The organism is Pseudomonas lactis, from assembly GCF_001439845.1.
In the GTDB taxonomy this organism is placed as follows: Bacteria; Pseudomonadota; Gammaproteobacteria; order Pseudomonadales; family Pseudomonadaceae; genus Aquipseudomonas; species Aquipseudomonas lactis.
Window position 1 is genome coordinate 122726 of sequence record NZ_JYLO01000011.1, and the last position, 13324, is coordinate 136049.

The following is a 13324-nucleotide window of genomic DNA, read 5'->3' on the forward strand; positions in this document are numbered from 1 at the left end:
ACCGCCTCAGTGTGTGGTCGCCAGCGCCAGCGCTGGTTTGGGCCTGTGGAAAAAACGCTCAAGGTACAAGTATATGACCGGCGTGGTGAACAGCGTCAGCGCCTGGCTCACCAGCAAGCCACCGACCACCGCGATGCCTAGCGGCTGGCGCAACTCCGCCCCCGGGCCAGCGCCGAGCATCAACGGCACTGCGCCGAGCAACGCGGCAAGGGTGGTCATGATGATCGGCCGGAACCGTGTCACGCAGGCTTCATAAATCGCATCTTCGGGCGGCAGCCCGCGTACCCGCTGCGCCTCCAAGGCGAAGTCGATCATCAAGATACCGTTTTTCTTCACGATGCCGATCAGCAGCACCAGGCCGATCAAGGCCATGATCGAAAAGTCCTGGCCCAGCAGCCACAGCATGATCAGCGCACCGAGGCCCGCCGAAGGCAGGGTGGAAATGATCGTCAGCGGGTGCACAAAACTCTCATACAGCACACCCAGAATAATGTAGACCGCTACCAGCGCCGCGAGGATCAGCCAGGGTTGGCTGGCCAGCGAGCTCTGGAACGCCTGGGCCGCACCCTGGAAGTTGCCGATGATTGTGCTCGGCATGCCGATTTCGTTCTTGGCCTGGTCGAGCATGATCACCGCATCGCCCAGGGCCACGCCAGGCGCCAGGTTGAACGAAAGGTTGGCGGCGGGGAACATGCCGTCATGGCTGATGGACAACGGCCCGACTGTGGGCGGGTCGACTTTGGCCAAGGCCGACAACGGCACCATCTCGTTGGTCAATGGCGAGCGCAGGTAAAAATAGTTGAGGCTTTCGGCCTTGCCGCGCTGTTGGCTGTCCAGTTCGAGTATCACTTGGTACTGGTTGATCTCGGTCTGGAACTCGTTGATCTGGCGCTGGCCGAAGGCGTCGTACAGCGCCTGGTCGACATCGGTGGCGGTCAGGCCGAAGCGCGCAGCGGCCTGGCGGTCGATGCTGATGTGGGTGATGCTGCCGCCCAGTTGCAGGTCGTTGGACAGGTCGCGAAATGCCGGGTTGGCGCGCAGTTTTTCGGTGAGGCGTTGGGTCCAGGTGTTCAGCGTCGGGCCGTCGTTGCTCTTGAGCACATATTGGTACTGGGCGCGGCTGGGGCCGGAGCTCAGGTTGATGTCCTGGCCGGCGCGCAGGTACAGCACGATGCCCGGCACCTTCGCCAACTGCGGGCGGATGCGGTCTATGAACTGGCTGGCGGACACGTCGCGCTCACTGCGGTCTTTCAAGGCGATCCAGAAGCGGCCATTGGCGATGGTCTGGTTGCTGCCGGTGACGCCGACCGAATGGGAAAACGCCTGCACCGCCGGGTCGGCCTTGACGATCTCGGCCAGGGCCTTGTGCTTGGCGACCATGTCCTTGTACGACACGTCGGCCGCCGCTTCGCTGGTGCCGAGCACGAAACCGGTGTCTTGCACCGGGAAGAACCCCTTGGGGATGAGCACATAGCCGACCACCGCCAGCGCCAGGGTCACCACGAAGATCGCGGCCATGCTGCGTTGGTGCGCCAGGGCACGGCGCAGGTTGCGCGCATAGCCGGCCAGCAGGCGGTCGCTGAAGGTGGGCTTGGCATGGGCAGGGTGGGAAGGGGCGCGCATGAACAAGGCGGCCAGCGTCGGTGCCAATGTCAGCGAAACCACGACCGAAATCAGAATGGTCGCGGTGGCCGTCAGCGCAAATTCCTTGAACAACCGCCCGACCACACCGCCCATGAACAACAGCGGAATAAACGCCGCTACCAGCGAGAAGCTGATGGACACCACGGTAAAGCCAATTTCGCCGGAGCCCTTGATCGCCGCTTCGCGCTTGCCCAGGCCGGCCTCCAGGTGCCGATGGATGTTCTCCACCACCACAATCGCATCGTCCACCACGAAGCCCACGGCGATCACGATAGCGACCAGGGTCAGGTTGTTCAGGCTGAACCCCATCACGTACATAAGGGCAAAACTGGCCACCAGCGAGACACCCAGCACGGCCGACACAATCAGCGTCGCCGACAGTTGACGCAGGAACAACGCCATCACCGCCACCACCAGCAGGATGGCGATCAGCAGGGTCATCTCCACTTCATGCAGTGAGGCGCGGATGGTCTTGGTGCGATCGGTCAACGCGCTGACCTGCACCGAGGCCGGCAACATGCCTTGCAGGCGCGGCAGTTCGGCCTGGATGCGGTCAACGGTGTCGACGATGTTGGCGCCGGGCTGGCGCGAAATCACCAGGTTCACCCCTGGGGTATCGCCGGACCAGGCTTGTACGTAGGCGTTTTCCGAGCCGTTGATAACCTTGGCGATATCGCGCAGTTGAACCGGCGCACCGTCCTTGTAGGAAACGATCAGCTGGCCGTATTCCTCCGGGTGAAACAGCTGGTCGTTGGTCGACAGGGTGGACACGCTGTTCTCGCCATAGATCGCGCCCTTGGCCAGGTTGAGGCTCGACTGCTGGATGGCCAGGCGTATGTCGGCGAGGGTCAGGCCGATGGCCGCGAGCTTGTCAGGGGCCGCTTGCACGCGGATCGCCGGGCGTTGCTGGCCGGTGATGTTGATCTGGCCGACGCCGTCGATCTGGCTGATCTGGCGCGCCAGCAGGGTTTCCACGTAGTCGCTCAGCTCGGTGCTGGGCATGCTGCTGGAACTGACGCTGAGGATCAGCACCGGGCTGTCCGCCGGGTTGACCTTCCTCCAGGTAGGCAAGCTCGGCATGTCGCTGGGCAGCTTGCCGGACGCGGTGTTGATCGCGGCCTGCACTTCCTGGGCGGCGGTATCGATGCTTTTTTCCAGGGTGAACTGCAGGGTCAAGAGGCTGGAGCCCAAGGCGCTGCTGGAGGTCATCTGGGTCATGCCGGGGATGGCACTGAATTGCACCTCAAGAGGCGTGGCCACCGATGAGGCCATGGTGTCCGGGCTGGCGCCGGGCAGTTGCGCGGTGACCTGAATCGTCGGGAATTCCGCTTCCGGCAGTGGCGCGACGGCCAGGTTCGGGAAGGCAATGATCCCCAGCAGCACCAGGGCGAAAGTCAGCAGCAAGGTGGCGACCGGGTGATCAACGCACCAGGCCGAGGGCGACCGGCTGGCGCTCATGGTTGCACCTGGGCGTTGGCGGTGTGGATCACTTGCGGCGGCTCCTTGAGCACCGTCACCTGGGCGCCGGCCTTGAGCCGCGACTGCCCATCGCTGACCAGCACATCGCCGGCCTGCACGCCTTTGATGATATTGATGTCGCTGTTCTGGTAGGCGACCTGCACCGGCACCACCTCGGCTTTGTCAGCGCTTACGCGGTACACGAAATGTGAGTCCAGGCCGCGCTGCACCACGGTCGGCGGTACCACCAGGGCGTTCTTGTCGAGGGCCGTCTGGATCTTGATGGTCACCAATTGCCCCGGCCATAGCTTATGCGCCGGGTTGCTGAACTCGGCCTTGGCCCGCAGGGTGCCGGTGGTGGAGCTGATCTGGTTGTCGATCAGGCTCAGGTGGCCTTCGCCGAGCAGGTCGCCGGTCTGGCCATCGGTGTCGGCGCCCAGGTAGGCGTCGACGGTGGCCCGGGTGGCGGCGGCGATCAGGCCCTGCAAGGTTGGCAGCATCTGCTGTGGCAAGGAAAACTCAACGGCAATCGGGTCGAGCTGGGTGACGGTAAACAGCCCCAGGGTATCGCTCATGCGCAGGAAATTACCTTCGTCCACATTGCGGATGCCCACTCGGCCGCTGACCGGGGAGCGAATCTGGGTATAGGAAAGTTGTACCTGAGCCGCATCGATGGCCGCTTGATTACCTTGCGCCGTGGCCTTGAGCTGGTTGACCAGCGCCTGTTGCTGGTCGTAGGTCTGCTTCGACACACCGTCGTCGATGCTCAGCGCTTTGTAGCGCTTGAGGTTGACCAATGCTACTTGCAACTGCGCCTGGCTTTCACCGAGTTGCGCCCTGGCCTGGTCGAGGCTGGCGCGGATCGAGCGGTCATCGATGGTAGCCAGCAGGTCGCCGGCCTTCACCGATTGGCCTTCCTTGACCAACAGTTGGGTGAGGATGCCGTCGATTTGCGGACGAATCACCACGCTGTGCAATGACAACACCGAGCCGATGCCGCTGACAAACCGAGGCACATCCTGTTGCGTCACGCTCACCACCCGCACAGGAATGGCGGTAGGCGCTGCCAGGCGGGTCTTGGCCGGCCGGGTTAACGCCCAGGCTGCAACGGCCAGTATCAGGAGAGCACCCAGCATCAGGGCCACGTTTCGTTTGATCTGCATAGGAGGACGCCGGCGGAAACTACAAGTTGGAGTTCGGAACGTCCTTTATAGCGCTGTTCCGCCGTCAGCACGGTGACGGCAAACTGACAGCCGTGACAGCTAGGCCATGTGAGCTTGTCGCTTGAAGTTACTGCTGGCAGCTCAGGCCCCGTATACTCGCGCTTTTACACCTATTAGCTGTGCCGGAGCCCTTATGACTTCCCCAACCCAACCCGCTGTCGACGCGGCCGACCTCGTCGATCCGGCTACCGCCGACGGCGTTGAAAAAGCCGAGATCCCGGCGTTCAAGTTCCCCTTCAAGCCGGGTGAGCTGGCCGGTGCCAAGAATGCCAGCCAGCCCTGGTACAAAGGCGGCGCCAAGAACGGGCATACCAAGACGCCAGGCATGGCGCCTCCGGGCACTCGCCGCTCGATGGGTAAACGCTGAGATTAAAGCGTTGCGTGCGTTATAGGCAGTTGCCTACATCGCCCGTGGACATTTCTGCTTGTAGGTCCGCGACCGATTCTTGAAAGCTTGCACAGCGTTTGCTTCGTCCCGATGACGCCCATCGGGACGTGGTGAGTCAGCTTTCCGGAAAAGGACATTCCCGTGGCCCTGATACACCTCTGTGCAGTGCTTGCTCTCTTGCTCTCGACGAGTGCCGTCGCCGCCGACGTTCAACCTCGGCGTGAAATCCGTTTCGCCGTTGCCGCGCATTTTCCGCCCTTTCAAAGCCGCAACGCCCAAGGGCAATTGGTGGGGCTGAATATCGAACTGGGCAATGCCCTGTGCGAGCAGCTCAACGTGCGCTGTACCTGGGTTGACCAGGTCGTGATGGAAAACTTCCCGGCCCTTGAAGCCAGACAGTTCGACGCGATCATGGGCATGGCGCCCACCTGCAGTCGGCGGCGACGGGTGAGTTTTACCGATGACCTCTACCCGATCACCACTCGGCTGGTGGCGCGTAAAACCTCGGGCCTGCGCCCTGATCGGCGCTCGCTCAGGGGCAAGCGTGTCGGGGTGCTGGTGCGCAGTAATCGCGAAGCCTTTGCCCTGTCGAAGTGGGCGCCGGCGGGAGTGATCATCAGGAGTTTCTGGCTCAACGACCAACTGGTGCAGGGCCTGGTTTCGGGCGATATCGACGCGACCCTGCAAGGCGCGGTGGAGATCCGTGAAGCCCTGCTCGACACGCCCCAGGGGCTGGACTTCGATTACATGGGGCCGCCTGTGTCGTCGGGCCTGCTGGGTAATAGCGTGGCGATTGCGGTGCGAAAAACCGATACGGCGTTGCGTAATGAGCTTAATCATGCGCTTGAGCAATTGATGCAGAATGGCGAGTACCAGCGCATTCTTCAGCCGTATCGGCTCGATGTATTGCCGCCCCATTCATGATCGCGAATGTGTGAGTGCCGCTCTGCACCCGTGAGGCGCCTATCTACCTGACACCCCGCAGTCCAAATGTGGGAGCTGGCTTGCCTGCGATGACGGCCTCCCAGTCGACACAGTTGGATTGTGTACATATCCATTCCTGCGGTAACGGCCACTTGGGGTTCCGCTCTGACAGCGGCTCACTTTTGAAAAGAGCCGGAATGCCGGCCCAGCCAAAAGTAAGCAAAAGGCTCTTGCCCCACCACTCGGCACCTCGCTCAGGCTCGGTGTGCCCGTAATTCGTCAGTGATTTGGGGGGCCGCCGCCACGCGCCATCCATGGCGCGGGGCGGCTAAACCGGCATCCCTGCCGGTTTACCCCCCAAATCACTGTCGAATTACGGCCAGCGTGGTTTAACGGGGCGCTTGAGATCAAAAGCAGATCAAGAGCGGCTCGCTTCGCATCGTGGTTAGCGTTGGTTGCTGCGAACTACAGTTGTGTCGTTCCCTATGCCGCCATGAGGCCCCAGCGACCTAAGCCGCTCTCAGCGAGATAAACGCATAATTGGCCGGCACTTCCGTGGCAATTTGTGCCCCGGCATCCAGCACCTGTTCGGCGATGTCCATCCCGGACACATGAAACACCCATTCATTGGCCACCGCCGGCTGTTCAATCGCCAGTTCAATCGCCTGGGCAAACGCCTGCATGTCCGGCAAGTACGCGGTAAACCCGTCGCCCTTGAGGGCGGTCGTGCGGATGCCGAGCAACGCGCATACGGCTTCCTTGGTCTGCACATCATCCCGATCGGCCTGGCGCGAACGGCGAATCAGTTCGGCCAGTTGCGCGTCCATCAATTCACCACCGACGATCAGCGCCGGGCCTTGTTCCCAGGATTCCGGCGGGCAGTCTTTGGCGCCTGGGTTCAGCGGGATATGCGGGTTTATTTCCATCGGGTAGATGCGGCACACCAGCGGGCGCCGTTCGTAGATGCGGCAGCGGTTGTCTTCGTCAAGATTCCGGCAGCGTCCGGCGTTGTAGGCGGCAAAGGTGATTGCCACAAACGCCTCGGTATTGCCGCTGGGCACGATCACTGAACGGCGCTCGGCATGTTCCCGTTGTTGCAGGGGCAAGCCCAGGCCGTTGCCAAGAAAGCCCTCGACCAGAACGATGACATTGCCGCCGTCCGCCGCCCAGCTGCGGGCTTCTTCGAGGGTCAGGGGCACGTGATGGTCGCTGCAGCATTTGCCGCAACCGACGCAGGAAAAGTGAGTGTTCATGACGGATCTGTCACCAGGCAAGGTCAGAGGGCACGCTTGAGGGGTGACGGGTTTTTACCTCTATCGACCGCTCAGGGGCTCTGGAAGCAAGTTATGCGCCAGTGAGGGTCAGCCATTGGATAGGATGTCGCGCAGCACAAACTCCATGCCCGCACTTTCATACAGGTGCCGGGCGCGCAGGTTGCTCTCCAGCACCTTGAGGTCCACATAGGGTTCGCCGCGCTGCTTGAACACCTGGAAGCTGTGCAGCAGCAAGGCGCGGCCCAGCCCTTGGCCTTGGGCACAGGGGTGGACGGCCAGGTTCTTGATAAAGGCGCTGGTCCAGCATTGCGCCACCGCGAGAATACCGCCGCGGTTACTGGCCACCAGGCACAGCGTCGGGTCGTACTCGGCATCGGTGACGAACTGCCGGCGCCACTCCTCCAGGTGGCCGACACGGCCGCCGCCCTGGTCCTGGGTCATGCGCAGCACGGCATGGATCGCCGGGGCCAGTTCATCGCGATAATGATCCAGCCGGGTATCCGCTGGCCACTGCGGGGCGGGCAGGCTGCCGGTGAGGTCGCGACGCAGGAGCTGGTAATACTCGGCCAAGGCTTACAGGCCCTTTTGCGCCACGGTTTGCGCGGCGATGACCAGGCACTTGGTCAACTCTGGGGATGAGAACTTGGTGAGTACCGAGTCGGCACCGGCCAGGCGTGCTTTTTCGCTGTTCATCGCGCTGTCCAACGAGGTGTGCAACAGCACGTAGAGGTCCTTGAAATCCGGGGTTTCGCGCAAGGTGCGGGTGAGGGCGTAGCCGTCCATCTCAGACATTTCGATGTCTGACACCACCACGTTGATCTGTTCAACCGTGCCTTGCAGCTCCAGCAACACGTCGATGGCTTCCTTGGCGCTGCGGGCGGTGTGGCAGGTCAGGCCGAGGTTGCGCAGGGTGTGTACCGATTGCTGCAAGGCCACCTGGCTGTCGTCCACCACCAGGATGCGGGCATTGCCCAGCACTTCGGCTTCTTCCATGGTCAGGTCGGTCGGCGCCGCTTCAACCGGTGCCGGGGCGATGCCATGGATGACTTTCTCGATATCCAGCACCTGCACCAGGCCACCTTCCACCTGGGTAACCCCGGTGATAAACGCCCGATTGCCGCCGGAGCCGTAGGGCGGCGGGCGGATATCGGTAGTCAGGCAATGCACGATCTTGCTCACCGCCTGCACATGCAGGCCCTGCTTGGAACGGCTGACATCGGTGACGATCAGGCAGCCGCCGTCCGGGTCTTGCAAGGGCATTTCACCCAGGGCGCGGCTCAAGTCGATCACCGACAACGAAGCGCCGCGCAAGGTGGCGATGCCTTTGACGTGCGGGTGAGACTCCGGCAGCCTGGTCAATGGCGGGCAGGGGATGATCTCGCTGACTTTCAACAGGTTGATGGCCATCAGCTTGCCGCTGCGCAAGGTAAAGAGCAGAAGCGAGAGTGAGTCTGCGCGGGCTTTGGTGGTGGACATAAAAACCTTCTGTGGATCAGGGATGACGATCTATAGAGAGTTATCGACTTGGCTGGCCGGGGCTTTAACCGGATTTTGTGTCGGCCACTGTTTATGTGCAAGCTGGCTTGCCTGCGATGGCCATAGGTATCTACACAACTGTGCAGTTCGCCGCAGCCACCGGTAACCACGATGCGAAGCGAGCCGCTCTTGATCTTGATCTGCTTTTGATCTCAGGCGCCCCGTTAAACCACGCTGGCCGGAATTCGCCAGTGATTTGGGGGGTAAACCGGCAGGGATGCCGGTTTAGCCGCCCCGCGCCATGGATGGCGCGTGGCGGCGGCCCCCCAAATCACTGGCGGATTACGGGCACACCGAGCCTAAGCGAGGTGCCGAGTGGTGGGGCAAGAGCCCTTTTGGTTACTTTTGGCTGGGCCGGCATTCCGGGCTCTTTTCCAAAAGTGACCCGCTGTCAGAGCGGAACCCTAAGCGGCCGTTACCGCAGCAATGGATATGTACACAATCCAACCGTGTTGACTGCCAGCCCGCCTTCGCGAGCAAGCCCCCCACAGTTGGATCGTGGGGTATCAGGTAGATAGGCGTCGGCTGGTAGGCCGTCATCGCAGGCAAGCCAGCTCCCACATTAATTCCAGTATCAGCCCTTCCAGACCTGCGGGTTCACCAGATCCTGCGGGCGTTGACCCAGCAGCGCGCTGCGCAGGTTGTCCAATGCGCGATTGGCCATGGCTTCGCGGGTTTCACCGGTGGCCGAACCAATATGCGGCAGGGTCACGGCATTGCTCAACTGGAACAGCGGCGATTCAGCCAGCGGTTCCTTTTCATACACATCCAGCCCGGCACCACGAATGCGTTGGGTTTGCAGGGCTTCGACCAGCGCCGGTTCATCCACCACCGGCCCACGGGAGACATTGATCAGGATCGCGCTGGGCTTCATCAACGCCAGCTCCCGGGTGCTGATCAGGTGACGGGTCTTGTCGCTCAACGGCACCACCAGGCAAACGAAATCCGCCTCGGCCAGCAGCTGATCCAGGCTGCAAAACTGCGCGCCCAGTTCTTGCTCCAGCGCGGTCTTGCGGCTGTTGCCGCTGTAAAGGATCGGCATATTGAAGCCCAGGCGCCCACGCCGGGCCACGGCTGCGCCAATATTGCCCATGCCGACAATGCCCAGGGTCTTGCCGTGCACATCGCAACCAAACAGCGGCGCGCCCACGCTGGCTTTCCATTGGCCGGCCTTGGTCCAGGCATCCAATTCGGCCACGCGCCGTGCGCTGCTCATCAGCAACGCAAAGGCCAGGTCGGCAGTGCTTTCGGTGAGTACATCGGGGGTGTTGGTGAGCATGATCCCGCGCTCGTTGAAGTACGGCACGTCGTAGTTGTCGTAGCCTACCGACACGCTGGACACCACCTCCAGCTTGCTCGCGCTTTCAAGCTGCTCGCGGCCCAGCTTGCGGCCCACGCCGATCAAACCATGGGCATGGGGCAGGGCTTCGTTGAACTGTGCGTTGATGTCACCCAGCTTGGGGTTGGGCGCGATTACCTCGAAATCCTGTTGCAGGCGTTCGATCATCGGTGGGGTGATACGGCTGAAGGCCAGGACAGTCTTTTTCATGGCAGGCGGGCTCATCGACTACGGAAGAATGCTGAGCACGCTAACATTCCCGCTAACAGTTTTGCAGGGTTTTAACCGCTAACACTGCTGTTTCATTGGTTTGAATGCCTGTCAACTGTGAAAAGTACGGGCTGTTCGGTCAATACGTAAGCTCCTATTCTTGTTTTCAAGGCCGGTGTTTATGCCTTCTTAGATAGGAGATCAATCTTATGAATATCGACGATGAGATAAAGCGAGTCAGGGATTTGGTAGCCGCTGGTAAAACAAGCAGCGAGCCTGACGAGGCTTTGCCGAAGGCACCCACGATTGAGTTGGTCGTGAATGGTGAGTTGTATGTCGATCAAGTACCTGAGATCGGGCTGAAGGTTGGGGTGGATTACGACACTATGCAGACGGGTCAGAAGTTCGTATTGCATCTGTTCAGCAATACGCCTTCGGATGGCGACTATCGAAGCGAGCCCGTTACGGTGAACGAGGTGAAACCTTACGTTGTTACCGTGCCCAAGGAAAATATTGAAAAAATGCATAAAAACGAGCTTGGTCTTTGTCTTTATTTCATCGACGACAAAGAAACCTCTAACTGGACGACCTTTACAGTCCGGTGACACCTCCTATCAAGGCACACGGTGACCTGCTCAAATAACAGGTCACCGCATACGTGGCTCAATTACTCAAGCGAGCACCACCCAAACCACCGCTCAACTCATATGCCACCAACTCCGCCTGGTGCGCCGCCAGAATCTCCGGCAACGAACCGCGCAGGTATTCCACCCACGTCTTGATCTTCGCATCCAGGTATTGGCGCGAGGGGTAGATGGCGTACAGGTTCAGCTCCTGGGAGCGGTAGGTCGGCATCACCCGTACCAGTGTGCCGTTGCGCAGCCCTTCGATGGCGGCGTACACCGGCAGCAGGCCGACGCCCATGCCGCTGGTGATCGCGGTTTTCATTGCGTCGGCCGAGTTCACCAGGAACGGCGAGCTGTTGATCGCCACGCTTTCCTGGCCTTCAGGGCCGTTGAAGGTCCATTTGTCCAGCTGGACCACCGGGCTGACCAGGCGCAGGCACGCGTGGTTGAGCAAGTCCTGGGGGCGTTGCGCGCAGCCCTTGGCCTTGACGTAGTCCGGCGAGGCGCAGGCGATGCTATAGGTGATGCCCAGGCGCTGGGACACGAAACCTGAGTCTGGCAGTTCGCTGGCCAGCACGATGGACACGTCGTAGCCCTCGTCGAGCAGGTCCGGCACGCGGTTGGCCAGGGTCAGGTCGAAGGTCACGTCGGGATGGGTGCGGCGGTAGCGGGCAATCGCATCAATGACGAAATGCTGGCCGATGCCGGTCATGGTGTGCACTTTCAACTGCCCGGCCGGGCGCGCGTGGGCGTCGCTGGCTTCGGCCTCGGCTTCCTCGACGTAGGCGAGGATCTGCTCGCAGCGCAGCAAATAGCGTTTGCCGGCTTCGGTCAGCGCGATGCGCCGGGTGGTGCGGTTGAGCAAGCGGGTTTGCAGGTGGGCCTCAAGGTTGGAGACCGCGCGCGAGACGTTGGCCGTGGTGGTGTCCAGTTGCACGGCGGCGGCGGTGAAGCTGCCGGCTTCGGCCACACAACTGAAGGCGCGCATGTTTTGCAAAGTGTCCATGGAGTGTTCTCAAGGGAGATAGCAAATTGTGACAGAAAGTTACGCTTTGAGTGATCCCTACCAACGGATTATCGCCTGAACGGTAACAAAGATTCACAGGAATACCAGCTTATCGTCCTCCCTGGCGCCGCCTAGAATTGCGCCACCTCTTGCGCAACACCCTCTCAGGAATTCGCTTGCCGTGCCGCGTCGCATCAGCAGAGAGCTGAAGACTCTCAGTGTTTGGGCTTTAACGTCAGTCATCAGCGGTTGCATCGGAACCGGAGGAATCGCCCCCCAAGGCCAGGCGATCAACGCCAATACCCTGGCCACCGATGTCTCGATCCAGAGCGCCGCCCGCGACGCCCACTGGCCCACCGCCCAATGGTGGCAGGCCTACGGCGACCCGCAGCTCAACCGTTGGGTCGAGCTCGCCACCCATAACAGCCCCAGCCTGGCCGTGGCCGCCGCCCGTGTGCGCCAAGCCCGGGCGCTGGCCGGGGTGGCCGAGTCGGCCGAGTCGCTGCAGATCAACAGCGACACCACCCTCAAGCGCCACAACTGGCCGAAGGATCAGTTCTACGGCCCCGGCGAATTGAGCGGCGCCAACACCTGGGACAACAATTCGTCCCTGGGCCTGAGCTACGCCCTCGACCTGTGGGGCCGGGAAAGCAACACGACCGAACGCGCCGTCGACCTGGCGCACATGAGTGCCGCCGAAGCGCGCCTGGCCCAGCTCGAACTGCAAAACAACGTAGTGCGCGCCTATATCCAGCTGTCGTTGCAGTACGCCAACCGTGACATCGCGGCCGCTACCCTGGCCCAGCAACAGCAGATCCTGGACCTGGCCAACAAACGCCTGGCCGCCGGGATCGGCACTCACTTTGACGTCAGCCAGGCCGAAACCCCGCTGCCGGAGACCCATCGCCAACTGGATGCCCTGGACGAGGAAATCGCCCTGAGCCGCAACCAATTGGCGGCGTTGGCCGGCAAAGGCCCGGGGGAGGGCGCGCAGTTGCAGCGCCCGACCCTGGCCCTCGCCGCGCCGTTGAAATTACCCTCCAGCCTGCCCGCGCAGTTGCTCGGCCAACGCCCGGACGTGGTTGCCAGTCGCTGGCAGGTTGCGGCCCAGGCACGGGGCATCGATGTAGCCCACGCCGGGTTCTACCCCAACGTCGACCTGGTCGGCAGCCTCGGGTACATGGCCACTGGCGGCGGCATGCTGGAATTTCTGGCCGGCAAGAAATTCAACTACAACGTCGGCCCGGCGATTACCTTGCCGATCTTCGATGGCGGCCGTCTGCGTGCGCAATTGGGTGAAGCCAGTGCCGGCTATGACATCGCGGTGGCCCAGTACAACCAGACCCTGGTCAATGCGCTCAAGGGCATCAGCGACCAGTTGATCCGTCGCGAGTCCATGGACAAGCAATCGGCCTTCGCCGCGCAGTCAGTGGCCTCGGCGCAGAAAACCTACGACATCGCCATGATCGCCTATCAGCGTGGCCTCACTGACTACCTCAACGTGCTCAACGCCCAAACCTTGTTGTTTCGCCAGCAGCAGATCGAACAACAGGTGCAGGCGGCGCGCTTGAGCGCCCATGCGGAATTGGTGACCGCCCTGGGCGGCGGCCTCGGCGCTGGCGACGATGTGCCCACGGCTGCCAAGACACGCCCAAGCAAGACCCCGGCGGCGCTCGCCGTGTTTGATCACTGAGTA

At 61.8% G+C, this 13324-nt stretch carries 11 protein-coding genes; 4 read left to right on the top strand and 7 right to left on the bottom strand.

Annotated elements, in window-relative coordinates; all coding sequences use genetic code 11:
* Positions 1 to 6 precede the first annotated feature (6 nt).
* Both TX24_RS20170 and TX24_RS20175 read right to left on the bottom strand, forming a co-directional pair.
* Positions 7 to 3102: a multidrug efflux RND transporter permease subunit gene (locus tag TX24_RS20170; protein WP_057710945.1), complete on the bottom strand. Its 3096-nt coding sequence runs from the start codon at positions 3100 to 3102 to the stop codon at positions 7 to 9.
* Complete coding sequence (locus TX24_RS20175) at positions 3099 to 4265, bottom strand: efflux RND transporter periplasmic adaptor subunit (RefSeq protein WP_057710946.1); 1167 nt, start codon at positions 4263 to 4265, stop codon at positions 3099 to 3101. Before TX24_RS20175 ends, TX24_RS20170 begins: the two co-directional genes overlap by 4 nt.
* A gap of 193 nt (positions 4266 to 4458) precedes the next feature.
* Between TX24_RS20175 and TX24_RS20180 the strand changes: the two genes are divergently transcribed.
* Both TX24_RS20180 and TX24_RS20185 read left to right on the top strand, forming a co-directional pair.
* Entirely contained in the window at positions 4459 to 4692 is a 234-nt protein-coding gene (locus TX24_RS20180; protein ID WP_003188695.1) for a hypothetical protein, read from the top strand.
* A gap of 162 nt (positions 4693 to 4854) precedes the next feature.
* Positions 4855 to 5637: a transporter substrate-binding domain-containing protein gene (locus TX24_RS20185; RefSeq protein ID WP_003188697.1), complete on the top strand. Its 783-nt coding sequence runs from the start codon at positions 4855 to 4857 to the stop codon at positions 5635 to 5637.
* Between the two features lie 509 nt (positions 5638 to 6146).
* Here TX24_RS20185 and TX24_RS20190 read toward each other — a convergent pair.
* From TX24_RS20190 to TX24_RS20205, 4 genes are all read right to left on the bottom strand, one after another.
* Positions 6147 to 6890, bottom strand: a complete 744-nt coding sequence (locus TX24_RS20190) for a YkgJ family cysteine cluster protein (protein ID WP_057710947.1) — start codon at positions 6888 to 6890, stop codon at positions 6147 to 6149.
* Between the two features lie 108 nt (positions 6891 to 6998).
* A complete protein-coding gene (locus tag TX24_RS20195; protein ID WP_057710948.1) occupies positions 6999 to 7481 on the bottom strand; it encodes a GNAT family N-acetyltransferase in 483 nt (160 codons plus the stop codon).
* A 3-nt stretch (positions 7482 to 7484) separates the two neighbouring features.
* Positions 7485 to 8387: a chemotaxis protein CheV gene (locus tag TX24_RS20200; RefSeq protein WP_003188703.1), complete on the bottom strand. Its 903-nt coding sequence runs from the start codon at positions 8385 to 8387 to the stop codon at positions 7485 to 7487.
* Positions 8388 to 9021: 634 nt separating this feature from the next.
* The gene (locus TX24_RS20205; RefSeq protein ID WP_003188704.1) at positions 9022 to 9996 is read right to left on the bottom strand and encodes a 2-hydroxyacid dehydrogenase; all 975 of its coding nucleotides are present in this window, start codon (positions 9994 to 9996) and stop codon (positions 9022 to 9024) included.
* Positions 9997 to 10205: 209 nt separating this feature from the next.
* Between TX24_RS20205 and TX24_RS20210 the strand changes: the two genes are divergently transcribed.
* Positions 10206 to 10601 carry a hypothetical protein gene (locus tag TX24_RS20210; RefSeq protein WP_057710949.1) on the top strand — a complete coding sequence of 132 codons (396 nt, stop codon included), beginning with the start codon at positions 10206 to 10208 and terminating at the stop codon, positions 10599 to 10601.
* A gap of 58 nt (positions 10602 to 10659) precedes the next feature.
* Here the strand turns inward: TX24_RS20210 and TX24_RS20215 are convergent, their stop codons facing one another.
* The gene (locus tag TX24_RS20215; protein WP_034134550.1) at positions 10660 to 11628 is read right to left on the bottom strand and encodes a LysR family transcriptional regulator; all 969 of its coding nucleotides are present in this window, start codon (positions 11626 to 11628) and stop codon (positions 10660 to 10662) included.
* 181 nt (positions 11629 to 11809) lie between these two features.
* Here TX24_RS20215 and TX24_RS20220 point away from each other — a divergent pair, with 181 nt between their 5' ends.
* Positions 11810 to 13321 carry an efflux transporter outer membrane subunit gene (locus TX24_RS20220; RefSeq protein ID WP_057710950.1) on the top strand — a complete coding sequence of 504 codons (1512 nt, stop codon included), beginning with the start codon at positions 11810 to 11812 and terminating at the stop codon, positions 13319 to 13321.
* The last annotated feature ends 3 nt before the right edge of the window (positions 13322 to 13324 follow it).

Excerpts from the sequence above, each read along its gene's own strand:
- TX24_RS20170 (WP_057710945.1), bottom strand. The coding sequence starts at position 3,102 with ATGAGCGCCAGCCGGTCGCCCTCGGCCTGGTGCGTTGATCACCCGGTC.
- TX24_RS20180 (WP_003188695.1), top strand. The coding sequence starts at position 4,459 with ATGACTTCCCCAACCCAACCCGCTGTCGACGCGGCCGACCTCGTCGAT.
- TX24_RS20210 (WP_057710949.1), top strand. The coding sequence starts at position 10,206 with ATGAATATCGACGATGAGATAAAGCGAGTCAGGGATTTGGTAGCCGCT.
- TX24_RS20190 (WP_057710947.1), bottom strand. The coding sequence starts at position 6,890 with ATGAACACTCACTTTTCCTGCGTCGGTTGCGGCAAATGCTGCAGCGAC.
- TX24_RS20215 (WP_034134550.1), bottom strand. The coding sequence starts at position 11,628 with ATGGACACTTTGCAAAACATGCGCGCCTTCAGTTGTGTGGCCGAAGCC.
- TX24_RS20175 (WP_057710946.1), bottom strand. The coding sequence starts at position 4,265 with ATGCAGATCAAACGAAACGTGGCCCTGATGCTGGGTGCTCTCCTGATA.
- TX24_RS20205 (WP_003188704.1), bottom strand. The coding sequence starts at position 9,996 with ATGAAAAAGACTGTCCTGGCCTTCAGCCGTATCACCCCACCGATGATC.
- TX24_RS20200 (WP_003188703.1), bottom strand. The coding sequence starts at position 8,387 with ATGTCCACCACCAAAGCCCGCGCAGACTCACTCTCGCTTCTGCTCTTT.